We start from the raw sequence: 12,644 nt of genomic DNA on the forward strand, positions 1-12,644 counted from the left end.
GGCGCCGCCGCATGCGGGTTTCAGCCGATGGGCAGGCCGATGCGAACCGCGTAGGCGGCGATTTCGGCGGCACTGTGCAGGCTGAGCTTGCGCATCAGGTTTTCGCGGTGCTTGCGGGCGGTGAGCGGGCTGATGCCCAGACGTTCGGCGATCTCCCGGGCGGTCAGACCCTGGGCTGCGAGCGAAAGGATCTGCATCTCCCGTCGGGTGAGCGGAATGGGCGAAAGGGCTTCGTCAGTCGCCGAAGGCAGCGTCTGTCGCCCGGGATCGCTGACGGCAAAGCGGATCGCCTGTGCGAGATAGATGTCGTTGGCGCGAAGCGCATCGACGGCGTCGGCAAGTTCGGCGGGGTCGCCATTCTTCGTGAGATAACCGTTGGCGCCGGCATCGATGGCGGCACGGACTGTCCGCGGTTCGATGTTGGCGGTCAGCACCAGGATCTTCATTCGAGGCGCAAGTTCCCTGATGTCGGCAATGAACTGGATGCCCGCAACACCAGGCATGCCGAGATCGAGGATCAGTAGGTCTGCCGGCTCGCTACGAGCAAGCGTCAGCACGGCTTCGCCATCTGCGGCCTCGGCAACCACCGATATGCCCGCCATCGTCGAAAGCAGCATCTTCAAGCCTTCGCGCACGATGGCGTGGTCGTCGGCAACGATGACGGTCATGGCCTTCGACATTTCAGCGATCCTTCATTGGCATCAGCACTTGCCCGCAACCATAGACAGGTTGGCGCGTGGAGGCGACACAAACGGCGTGAGCGATTGCAACCTCTCCTGATAGAGCTACTATTTCGTCAATCTTGCGCGGTGCTGGTCGCATATTTGAGAATTCTACCGCCGGTTGCCGTCGTTCTGGTGCGGAAAGTATCGCACGCCCGGCGCAACGGGCAGCGGGGCGCCTCGCACACTTTCGGTGTCCCAGCCATGTCGGGATTCTTAGGCAAAAGTTTCAGACGAATGAGGTGATGGTCTATTCGATGAAGACGCGCACGCTGGCAGCCCGACCGACGGCGTCGATGACCGTCAAGGTGGAATAGCCGGCGCCATCAGGCTGCCACTGTGTGGTTCGCCGGCGAGTGGGATCTGGCAACGGCTTGCCATTTGCCAACCATCGGAAGGGAGCGCGCCCCCCCTGCAGCTTCAACGTCAACGGTGACAAGGTCTCATGGCCGACGCCAAGTTCAACGCGGGCACCCTCGGGTGGAAAGACGATCTGCGGCGCCGGCTCGCGCGCGGAGGCGTTGACGAGACCGCTTGCAGTCATCGAGAAACGGCGCTGGCTGATCGGCAATTCCGTCTGGGAGATGCGCACAGCACCGGACGGTGCATCCGGTAGCGGCGTGATCGGCAGGCCGGATTTGGCAAAGCCCTCAAACAGAATGGGCGCGGCGGCGCCATAGCCGGTCAGGCCGGGAACGGCGCCGTTGTCCGGCCGGCCGACCCAGACGCCGAGCACATATCGGCCGTCGTAACCGACCGACCAGGCGTCGCGGTAACCGTAGCTGGTGCCGGTCTTGTAGGCGATACCGCGCTGGCGGCTTCCCGCCGGCGGCAGAACCGCGGAAAGCACATCCGAGACATGCCAAGCGGAAACTGGAGAAAGCAGCGGTTCGCCGTCGATCAGGCCGGCTGTGCCGGTGATGCCATCGCCGAGCCGTACGGGGAAACCGCGATTGGCGAGACCGGCATAGAGCTGCACGAGATCGCGTAGCGTCAGGCCGACGCCGCCAAGGCCGATCGCCAGCCCGGGAGCTTCGCCAGCCGGCAGCACCGGCTTCACCTCGGCGCGGCGGAAGCGGACCATCAGCCGGGCAGGGCCGACGACATCGAGCAGTCGGATGGCTGGTACGTTGAGAGACAGCTGCAGCGCCTGGCGCACGCTGACATCGCCCTGGTAGCTCATGTCGAAATTGCGCGGGCGATAGCCGAAGAAGTCGGCCGGTCGATCCTCGATGATGGTTTCCTGGCTGACGAGACCTTCCTCGAAGGCGAGACCGTAGATGAAGGGTTTGAGCGTCGAGCCGGGGGAGCGGTTGATCCGCGTCATGTCGATCCAGCCCGAGCGGCCCGCGTCGAAATAGTCGGCCGAGCCGACTTCGCCGATGATCTCTCCGGTGCGCGCATCGGCCATGATCATGGCGACGGACACCCGCGGCCCCAGCTTGGTGGCGCCATCGCGGGCAACCGTTTCGAGACCGCGCTGGACATTGCGGCGCAGCGTCGTTTGATGCTTCACGGCCGCCGGCTGCTTGCGCAATGCAATCTCGGCCAGATGCGCGGCATAGGCCGGCAGTTGCAGGCGACGGTTCGGAACGGCCGTCATTGCCGCACGCTCGGCTTCGCCTTCGCCAATCACCTCGGCGACGGCCATCCGGGTCAGGACGCGTTGGCGTGCCGCTTCGGCGGCGGCGTGATTTCTGTCCGGCCTGCGCTTTTCCGGCAGTTGCGGCAGCGCCACGAGCAGGGCGGCTTCACCGACCGAAAGGCGCTTCGGCTCCTTGCCGAACCAGGCGAGGCTGGCAGCGCGGACGCCTTCAAGATTGCCGCCATAGGGCGCATGGCTGAGATAGAGGTTTAGGATCTGATCCTTCGAAAGTCGACGCTCGATCTGGATCGCGCGGGCGATCTGGAGCAGTTTGGCGGCGATGCTTCGCTGCTCGCGTGGCTCGATCAGCCGCGCGACCTGCATCGAAAGCGTGGAAGCACCGGAGACGATGCGGCCGTTGGTGACGAACTGCAGCGTTGCGCGCGCGAGCGCGAGGACGTCGGTACCGGCATGTTCGCGAAAGCGCTGATCCTCGTACGCGACCAGCATACGGAGAAACTGCGGGTCGACGTCATCGACCGTCGTCTTCAGCCGCCACAGACCGTCAGGTGTGGCAAAGGCCCTGAGCAATTGACCATCGGCGTCGAGTACCTCGCGCGATACGATACCGGCCGCCTCAATCGGCGGCGGAAAGGCCTGATCGGCCTTTTCGAGCGCAAAGGCGGACAGACCCGTCAGCCACAGGCCGACGGGGATCGCGATCAGCAATTTGTCCCTTATCGACATCACAAGGCCTATTGTGCTGCAAGCACCTCCATGCGCCCGGTCGCGGTGCGGGCCGAAAACTGCGGCCGGTACATATCCTCGACGCTTGCGGCGGGATGATCGTAGACGCCGGGGTTCACGGCGCGCACGACATAGGCGAGCGTCAGTTCGCGGCTATCGCCCGTCGCCCGGTCGAAGGCTGCGACGAAGCGGTCGTTGCGGAACTCCGTGTGCGTCGCGCTGATCTCGCCGAGCCACTCGAAATTCGTCAACTGGGCGCTGTCGACCAGGCTTGGATTGTCGATCTGGAAGCCTGCCGGCAGCAGATCCGACACGAGCACCCGTGAAGGCCAGCCGTTGGTTTCCGTCACTTTCAGCACCACGACGTAACGTTCGTTCTGCCTCGCCTGGCTGACATTGGCTTCGGCACCATCGAGCGTGTAATACGTACGCTCGATGGCAAAGCCATCGCCGCCGGCCGACAGTGGTTGGGCCGGGGCCGCCACCGTGGTCACAACCGCAGAGACGGCATCCGCCCCTTCGTTCTTGATCACGACCGGGTGCGACAGCAGTGCGTCGCCGGGCATCCGCGCGGCGTAAGCGCCGGTTTTCGAGGCGCCGTTGACGTCAAGCAGCATGTCCTCGTCGCCCCCCTGAACCGCGCGCGCGGCAAGCAGCATCCAGGCCTGCTCCTGCGTGCTGGTGTATTTCTTCTGCTCCCATTGCCGTGCCACGATCTTCGACAGTTCCGGAATGATCGGCGGGACCGGACGGCTTTCCGCAGCCAGCGCCAGGACGGCGGCATCATCGCGCAACGAAGAACCGTAGTCGGACCGCGACAGGCTGACATTGACGAGGCCGGTCGACATGTTGGCGGACGACGCAAAGATCTCCTGCGACCGCTGCGCATCGCCGTAGAGCGCAAGCGCCGCTGCGACGTGGGCCTTGGCGAGCGGCGTCGGGAAGTCGTTGATCAGCGTGTTGGCGTAGTAGCGGATGTCGTTGACTGCGGCCTTGCGGTTGCGCGCCAGCACATAGAGCGAATAGGCGATCTCGTTGCCGCGATCCTTGACGTTGGTGTCGTAGCCGAGGCCGTTCTGCAGGTTTTCAAGAGCCTGGACCATCGCTGCCTCGGGAACGTCATACTTCTGTTCGCGTGCGCGAGTCAGGAAGTCGGTGACATAGGCGTCGAGCCAGAGGTCGCCGTAACCCGGCCCCCACAGGCCAAAGCTGCCTGATGACGACTGGTAGGAGAGCACGCGGTAGATCGCCTCCTGCACGCGCTTCGTCACTTCGTCGTCATCGGGAAGGCCCGACTGTTTTGCAAGCTCGCTCATGTAGAGCAGCGGCAACGCCCGGCTCGTCGTCTGCTCGGCGCAGCCATAGGGGTAGCGGTCGAGCGACATCAGGATGGCTGGAATGTCGAAGGCGGCGGACCGGGTGACGCTCAGCGACACTGAGGCGCCTTGAAGAACGCTATCGACCAGCAACTGGCCGTCGATGGTCAGGCTGCTTCCTGCCGCGAGGTTGACCACCTGCCGCTGCGTGACCGGCAAGGTCGCCGGCCGCACGGGGATGTTGAGCGCCTGTTCAAGTGAAAGCCCGGAAGCGCCGGTGAGCTGGACGGTGACAAGCCCGTCACCCGGGTACTGGCCGACGAGCGGCAGCGTCAGGACCGACTTTCCGCCCTCATCGAGACGCAGGGTTTCGCTCGGGCCTGCCTGTTCCACCGTCACCGGTCCGTTGGTGGTCAGCTGGACCTGATAGTCGCCGGCAGGCGCATCGGTGTTGGCGATATCGAGCCGCAGTTCGGCACGATCTCCCGGAGCAAGGAACCGGGGCAGGCTCGCGGTCACGACGATCGGGTCGCGGATGACGACGTCGCGCACCGCGTTGCCGACACCGGACTTCGTCCAGGCGACGCTCATGATGCGCGCCGTGCCGTTGAATTGCGGAATATCGAAACTGACGGTTGCCTTGCCGTCGGCGTCGAGCTTCACCGGACCTTCAAAGAAGGCAACCAGCTTTTCGGTGGGCGGGCTTCCCTGCAGCGCGACCTGGCCGCCGTCGCCGCCGGTGCGCAACTTGCCGGTCGCGCCCAGCGAGCCGTCGATGAGACGGCCGTAGAGATCGCGCATTTCGAGGCCAAGCTGGCGCTGGCCGAAATACCAGGCTGCCGGATCGGGCGCTTCATAACGGGTCAGGTTCAGGATGCCGACGTCGACGGCGGCAATCGTGACATAGGCTTCCTCGTTGGCGCCGGCGCCTGCCACCTGCAGGCTGATATCGAGCGGCTTGCGCGGCTCGGTCTTTTCGGGCGCTTGGAGGGTGACGGCAAGCTTGCGCTCGGCGGGATCGACGGTGAGCCATTTGATGCCGATCGCGCGCATCGGCATACGGCTTTCCTGCGCGTCGCCGGGGCGGTAGAGGGTGGCCGTCACATAGGCGCCAGCTCCCCACTCGGCTGTGACGGGCAGATCAACCTCGCCGCCTTCTGCGGCAATCGTCGCGCTCTTGGTCGTCACCAGGTCTTCCGTTCCGACGGTTACCAGCAGTTCGCCGGCAAAACGCGGCGAGACCTTGAGCTTGGCGGTTTCGCCGACGGCGTAGTTTTCCTTGTCCAGAGCGATCTCGAGACCATCGGGTGTTTCGGTCGATGTCGATGCGACATACCAGCCGGCATCGAACTCGACGCTCGACGTCGGTCCGTCGAGGGCAGCCGTCTCGACTTCGAGACGATAGCGACCCCAGCCGACCGGAACGGCGATCTCGGCGCCATCGGCGGTTACGTCGAGCGTGCCGTTCGCCACCTGCTGTGTGGTGACGACGGGTTCGTATTTCCAGGCGGTTCCGTCACGGTACCATTGATAGTTGCGCTCGACCTTGATGAGCTTCCAGAGAGCGCCCGGCATGGCGGCCTTGCCCCCATTCGCATCGATGGCGATCACGCGGAACTTGCCGACCGAGTTTTCCTGCAGGTCGCCCGAGAACTCCGGCTTGATGCCGATTACAGGACCTTCCGGCTTCACCGGCAGCGTCAGGGAGCGCTCGACGGCACGGCCTCCGGCCTCGCGCATGCGCACCGTGACATTGGCGTTGATGAGTTGTGTCGTCGAAGGCACTTCAGCGAGGGCAACGTCGAAAGTCGACTTGCCTTCGTCATCGAGCGGCGCGAGTTCTTCCAGCGGCAGGCGCGTATCCTCGCTGGCCTCTTCGTCGGCAAGGCCGAAGAAGTATCCCTTGAAGGCAGCACTTTCGCGCGTCGGCTTCAGGATGACTTCGCCTTCGAGCTCAAGGCCCGCAGCCGGGGCGCCATAGAGATAGCGTCCATCGACTGCGACCTGCACCGGTTCGCCGATGGCGATTTCCTTGGCTTCGCTCGTCAGGTCGAACTCCGTGCGATCCGGCACGAAATCGTCCACCAGGAACTGCTTCTCGCCGATCGGTGAGGCCTTGGGGTCGGTGAAGATCTGCATCGTCCAGGTGCCGCGCATGGCGTTTGCCTGGACATCGAGGTCGAGCGTATGACCGCCGAGCTTGCCGCCGTCGCTGATCATCCGCCGGTATTCGACGCCATCAGGGCGCAGGAATACGAAGGTGAGCGGTAGGTTCTCGATCGCTTCGCCGTTGACATCGCGGGCAAGCGCTGCCGCATGCACCGTTTCGCCGACCCGGTAGATGCCGCGCTCCGTCCAGGCGAGAATGTCGATCGCGCCTGGGGCTGCACGGCCGGTGACGCCGCGATCCGAAAGGTCGAAGCCGGCCCGGGTCATGTCGAGGAAGACGAAATCGTCTTCGCCGCTCTTGGCGGTGATCACGGCCGGGGTCAGCGCCGCCGTGCCGCGGATGAGGCCGGCTGTGAAGGTGGCGCGGCCGTCGCCGTCGGTCGTTGCCGTCCCGAGGATCTCGTTGTTCTTGGCGACCAGCTGTAACTCGACGCCTTCGATCGGCTTGGCGGTTGCGAGCGACCGGGCAAAGACGTTCAGGCCGTCGGTGCCTGCATAGGTCGACACGCCGATATCGGAGACCACGAACCATTGGGTGGCGCGGGCGTCCCAGTCCTGGCTAAGGCTGGTTTCGGACGCAGCCGTCAACACGTAGACGCCGGCCTTGCGCTTAGGCAAGGCTTCATCGACGGGGAAGCTGGTGACCACTTCCTTGTTGAGGACGCTGTCAATGGCGATCGATCCTTCCCAGACCAGTTCGCCGCTTTCGTCCTGAATGCGCTGGGCGCTGTAGCCGTCGATCTGCGTCAGGAACTGCGAGTTCTGTAACACCTGCGCCAGGCTTCGGTCACCGATGCGATAGAGCTTGAGCTTGGCGCTATCCGTGTTGACGGAAACGATCGGAATGCCGCGGCGCGCCGTCGACGGCAGCACGAAGCTGTCGCCGGTGAAGCGCACCACCTGGCCGCGATCCTTGACGTAGACCTCAAGCGTGACCGGCGCTTCCAGCACTTCGTCGACCGACGAGGGAAGACCGGTGCGCAGCGTCAGCTTGTAGCGCTGGCCATGAGACAGCCCCTCGACGCAGATCTGGTCGCCCTTGGCGTCCACGGCCTTGGGCGCTGCCCCATCGACCGTAACGAAGGAGGCATAGTCGGCGCCGCTTTTCAGCAGTTGCTCGGAGAATTGCACGCAGGCGCGCGGCGAGGCGCTGTCGGCGTCGACCGTGTTTTCGATGACGCGGAAGCGCTTGCGCTCCTTGAGGTCGAGATAGGCAGTTTCGACCGTCTTCGATTGCACGAGCTCGAGGCTGGCCTTGTAGGCGTTCAGCGAGCCGCGGAAATTCTCGGCATTTTCCAGCGCCTTGGCGAGAACGGCCAACGCATGGGCGCGGCTTTCCGCGGTGCGGGTCAGCTGGTACCCGTTGATCGCGGCAAGAGCGGCTTGTGTGGCGACTTCGGTATTGCCGGTCACCCGGTTTGCCGTGCGCGCCGTCTCGAGCCACAGTTCGCTGTCCTCAGGGGTGATCGCAAGCGCGCCCTGGAATGCTTTCAAGGCAGCGTCGATGACACCCGACGCCGCCTGGGCGCGGGCCGTTTCGATCAGGCTGTTGACGCCGAAGCCCTGCTGGTCGTCGGCAAGCGCAAGGTTTGCCTTGGCGTCGCGCGCGTCCTGCAGGATCTGGTCGGAGAGGAAGGAAAGGCGGGGTGGGGCACCCAAATCGGCCTGAACCGCCTGTGCCTGGACGATCTTGCCGGCGATGGCGCCGGGGAAAGCGTTCAACTGGTTGAAGTCGGACTTCAGGAAGCACCATTTCACCTTGGGATTGTAGGTGAACGCACGGCAAGATTGATCCGCGATGCAGGCCGTCTCGCACTGATCGAGCGAGACATTCTGCTCGGTTCGCAGATCGAAGCCGAAATAGTCGGCGTCCTGGGTGATCTCGACCTGGCGGCCGGTCTCAGCCGAAAACACCGGGTACCCGGCGGCCAAAACTGAAACAAGAAGTGTGGAAAGGCCGAAAAACGCGCGCACAGACATCAAGTCCTCCCAACCCAACCGGTCTCGATAGGGCTTCACTTTTTCAAGGTTCGGGACGCCTTGTCAACCTTGGAAGTCCAAGAGTTGAAAGACGATTTGTGCAGGAACAAACAACCCGTCTCCGGATGGCTGCGACCCTTCGTAGAGGCGCTTAACCCCTCTGTTCCCTCAGGAAAACAACGAGCGAACGTCCGGCGTCGAGGATATGATCGCGGGTCAGTGCGGAGGCAAGATCGGCATCCCCCTTGGTGCAGGCCTCGAAGATCGCCTCATGCTCGCGCGCTGCGCGTTTCATGCCGTCCGTCAGCGTCAACTGGGCGCGCAGGTAGCGATCGATGCGGTCGAGCGAAGCGCGCACGATCTGCAGATAGTATGGCCGACGTGCGGCCTCATAGAGGCTGTAGTGGAAGTTGCGGTTGGTTTCGCCCCACTTGGCAGAATCGGACTCCTTGCCGAATTCGTCACAGTGCCTGCGGGCAAGGTCGAGTGTCTTTCGATCCAGATTGGGAACGGCGAGCCGGATGACCTCGGCTTCGAGAAGGGCGCGGAATTCGAAGATCTCCTCGATCTCCTCGATGGAAAGACCGGCGACGACGGCGCCCTTGTAGCGCTGCGTGGTGATCAGCCCGTGCTGCTCAAGGCGCGACAGCGCTTCGCGCACCGGGATACGGCTGGTGTTGAACATCTGGGCGATCTGGTCCTGCCGCAGATTTTCCCCTTCGGCGAGCGCGCCCTCGATGATCGCCTTGCGCAATGCCTCGTAGACGATATCGGCGGCGGAAGCAGCTTGCCTGACATCAACGGCATCGAGTTTCATCGCGTCCAGTTCCCGGTGGTTTGTGTCTCTGGCTCAGGCGGTGCGGCACCTCCCGTCTTCCCGGTCATAGGTCCATTCCCGCGGCCGGGCAACAGAGGCCGTGCTGAAAGCAACTAACTCTGCCTCACAGCGTTTTTCTGCCATTGATTTCATTAGGAAAATAGGCACTCAATTCAAAATCGGCAACGCCGAATGCCCAAAATGAACCTTCTAGTGGCCCATTTTACGCACACAAAAAAAGACCCGGCAAATGCCAGGTCATTTTTGCGCTTATCTGAACAGCCTAGATTTGGTCGATCCGGAAGAAATTCGTGCCGACGCTGTCACTCGGGATTGCGGGCTTCAGGCCTAGTTCTTTGATTTTCGCCTCGAAATCGTTTCTGAATTTCTTTGAATGCCGAAGCTCGCTTTCCGAGATGTAGATTTTTTGAAACTCAGCGACATCACGAGCCCGGATACGAAAGGATCGGTGCTTGGTGGGGACGCGGGCTTGGTAGAGGTAGCCGTCGTCAATCAGGGCTTCGACGACCGACGGCGTAACCTTCAACCTGATGTAGGCTCGTTCGAGGGTGATGAAGTCTTTGGGCTGGTACGTCGAAGTCTCCCAACCAGACTCGGCTTCCGCGAGAAATTGGCGATGCGCGGCGATCTCGCTTTCCAACCTCGGGGTCTTTCCCGGAAGGTTTTCGGCGATTTCTGCCAAGGAAGCAGCCGGGAAAACTACCCCACAGAAATCGCCGGTGGCAGCTAGCCCGGACTCTTCGACGGCCTTTCGCAGGGGGGTGTACGGCAGCCCGAATTCGCGAGCGGCCGTATGCAGTGAATGCATGCGACGCGGTAAAGAAGTGCCGAGGAAGTCATCCGATGGGCCTACCGGCACGACGTCGGCGGCGGTTTCCCGAATAAGCGACAGAGCATCCGCGTATCCGGGATGGTCCTGAAGATCGAGCAGCTCGGTCGACAGGTTGCCAAGGATCGTCTTGGCGCAGAACTCTTCCCTCGGACGATAGTTCGCCTTGATCAGAGACAACACGACGTCGCGAAAGGCGTCCTCGCCGCCGGCCAAGATCGCGAAGCCTTCCGACGCGACTTTCGCGCGCTCGGGAGCCGAGGGATCCGCGGAGAGGAACGACCGCGGGTTTTGGGCGAAGCCGACGAGCCTTGGCAGGTGAGCCGCCAGCTGAAGCGGGAAGCGGTCGAGCCAATGCCCGGAGGGACGGCCGCCTTGGAAGCGGTCGACCAGATATCGTTCGTGGTCGGTAGCCGCGAGCTCGTGGCTGGCGCGCTGGAGTTCGTCGAAGCTGCGACGACCAGTTCGCAGGCGCGCGGAAAAGTCCGCGCCCATCTGCCAATTCCAGACGCCCGTTTCGACGAGCTTGCGTCCGTGAACCGGGCAGGCGCGCACGAAGCGGGGAAGCCAGACAAGCCTCGAATACGCTCTGGTTCCAGCACGACCCGGAAGGGTTTCCTCGTCGTCGTTGATGCAGCCTGGGCAGACGCGGTTCTGGTTCCACGCCACGAACTCTTTTGAGAGTGCGTGACCGCGGACGGTGATTGACCATCGAAAGTCAAACACCGTCAGCGACGCCTGCAGCTCCGCGGTTTCCCGTCCGATGATCTTGGCGAACTTCTTGACATCGTCAGTCTGGCCGCGACACAGGCCGACGAAGTCAAACCCCAGCAGCGACGCGAAGGTCCGCGCGTCGGGAAACTCGTGAAGGGCGGCGGTGCGAGAGGCGAAACTGGCGATGGTTTCGTCGGCATGAAGGCACGGCACGAGCGACATCGCGTTCATGGGCGATCTCCGAACTTGAAGGGCTTGGATTTACGGCGCGGCTTCTTTGTGCCAGGCATTTCGCGATCGTCGGGGCGGAGCAACGCCTGCCCGGGAACGACGGCCTGCCAGGTGACGCATTCGAAGACATTCTCGTCCGGAAGGCACCCGGAGATGTTCTCGTACGTTTCGGCGAAATCGGACGCGCGGACGACGTCACGATCATCGCCCATGGCCACTTCCACCGCACCACGCACGGTTTGCAGGATCGTGCCGAACTCGTCGTCGGACGCGTGATGCAGGCGGTGCACCAAGTCTGCGTTCAGATCGTCAGCCATTTGCATGGCTGCATGTTCGACGATGATCCTCGTGAGGTAGTCGGCAGTTTTTTTCCGCGCCGCTTTTCCCCGATGCTTCTCGAAGCGCACAGGAGTCATCCGGTTGAGCAGCTGTCTGTCGCAGCTAAGGAACTCGAACAGCGGAGAGACGCCCGCGAGAACGAGGCGGACAGGCCAGTCGGGCATCTGAACCAGATGCTTCAGCGTGTTCCGGATGAGCTGGCGCTGGACCTCGTTGGAGGTCTCGAAAGCCTGTTGAGCTTCATCGATCATGACGATGTTGACGCGATGAGTGCGGAGCGCGGTCCTGAAGGCGTCCCAGGCCTCGTGCTCCTTGACGGTGTTCCGAATGGGCAACCCGAGCGCCTTGAGCCCCTCCAAGGCAAGCCGTTTTGGCGAGCAAGGCGAGGGAGCTTCGAAGCACAGAAGCGGTCTTGCTTGCACGCCGTCCTTATCGACGTAGGGCTGCAGTGCCGGGAAGTTACGGATGTGTTGCGTAATCGCCCGGGACTTACCTGCGCCGGATTCCCCGCAGATGACGACAATGCGCCGCTTGTCAGGCCTGGTGGCCTCCTCTGGCCGATGTGCAGCAACGCTACGCTGGAGGGCTTTCAGGGCCGCATTCAGCTTTACGTCGCGATCGAGGCCGAAGTACTGCCCATGCAGCTTCTCAACCCGATCGGCGAGCTGAAGCTCTTCGGGGCTCATCATTTCGCGGAATCGCGAGATGGCGTCGTTTTCCTTGTTCGTCCAGTTCATTTGACCTTGCTCCTTACTGTTGAGGTCTCGAGCTACACTCGTTTTTTGGGGATGCCGCCGCTCGTCGGCGGTCACGGTTTTGCACTTTCCATCGACCTTCCGTTCCCCGCCTGCTGTGAGACTTGCTTCAAGGCTGCAAAGCGTCATACCGAGGGCCTTCAGGCCATCGAGCGCGAGTCGGCTTGTTGTGCAGGGCTGGGGAGCCTCGAAGCTCGACAACGGCTTCGTTTCCCTACGGTCGTTCCAGAAGAAGCTCTGGCTGGCCTCGGCCGGTCGAAGTTCGGCGAAACTACGCTGGAGGGCCGCATCCAGGCGCACGTCACGAGCGAGGCTGACGTGGTGCACACGCAGTTTCGCTGCACGGTCAGTTCTATGCGGGGCCATCTCGCGCAAGCCCGAGATGGCGTCAGTTTTCTTGTTCGTCGAGGTCATCCAAC

At 62.9% G+C, this 12,644-nt stretch carries 6 protein-coding genes; all 6 read right to left on the reverse strand.

Annotation, left to right across the window (positions count from 1 at the left end; translation table 11 throughout):
• Positions 1-20 precede the first annotated feature (20 nt).
• Positions 21-680, reverse strand: coding sequence for a response regulator transcription factor (locus BLJAPNOD_RS23305; RefSeq protein ID WP_077501879.1), 660 nt, complete (start codon positions 678-680; stop codon positions 21-23).
• Positions 681-972: 292 nt separating this feature from the next.
• Complete coding sequence (gene pbpC, locus BLJAPNOD_RS23310) at positions 973-3,054, reverse strand: penicillin-binding protein 1C (protein WP_115421626.1); 2,082 nt, start codon at positions 3,052-3,054, stop codon at positions 973-975.
• A gap of 8 nt (positions 3,055-3,062) precedes the next feature.
• The gene (locus tag BLJAPNOD_RS23315) at positions 3,063-8,513 is read right to left on the reverse strand and encodes an alpha-2-macroglobulin family protein (RefSeq protein ID WP_115421880.1); all 5,451 of its coding nucleotides are present in this window, start codon (positions 8,511-8,513) and stop codon (positions 3,063-3,065) included.
• 157 nt (positions 8,514-8,670) lie between these two features.
• Complete coding sequence (locus BLJAPNOD_RS23320; protein ID WP_077501876.1) at positions 8,671-9,336, reverse strand: GntR family transcriptional regulator; 666 nt, start codon at positions 9,334-9,336, stop codon at positions 8,671-8,673.
• 283 nt (positions 9,337-9,619) lie between these two features.
• Entirely contained in the window at positions 9,620-11,131 is a 1,512-nt protein-coding gene (locus BLJAPNOD_RS23325) for a TniQ family protein (RefSeq protein ID WP_115421627.1), read from the reverse strand.
• Entirely contained in the window at positions 11,128-12,639 is a 1,512-nt protein-coding gene (locus BLJAPNOD_RS23330; protein WP_115421628.1) for an ATP-binding protein, read from the reverse strand. Before BLJAPNOD_RS23330 ends, BLJAPNOD_RS23325 begins: the two co-directional genes overlap by 4 nt.
• Positions 12,640-12,644 lie beyond the last annotated feature (5 nt).

This window comes from Ensifer sp. M14 (genome assembly GCF_003355565.1).
Taxonomy (GTDB): domain Bacteria; phylum Pseudomonadota; class Alphaproteobacteria; order Rhizobiales; family Rhizobiaceae; genus Ensifer.

Bases quoted from the DNA above. Each gene is read 5' to 3' on its own strand.
- BLJAPNOD_RS23305 (WP_077501879.1), bottom strand. From the start codon at position 680: ATGTCGAAGGCCATGACCGTCATCGTTGCCGACGACCACGCCATCGTG.
- pbpC (WP_115421626.1), bottom strand. From the start codon at position 3,054: ATGTCGATAAGGGACAAATTGCTGATCGCGATCCCCGTCGGCCTGTGG.
- BLJAPNOD_RS23320 (WP_077501876.1), bottom strand. From the start codon at position 9,336: ATGAAACTCGATGCCGTTGATGTCAGGCAAGCTGCTTCCGCCGCCGAT.
- BLJAPNOD_RS23325 (WP_115421627.1), bottom strand. From the start codon at position 11,131: ATGAACGCGATGTCGCTCGTGCCGTGCCTTCATGCCGACGAAACCATC.
- BLJAPNOD_RS23330 (WP_115421628.1), bottom strand. From the start codon at position 12,639: ATGACCTCGACGAACAAGAAAACTGACGCCATCTCGGGCTTGCGCGAG.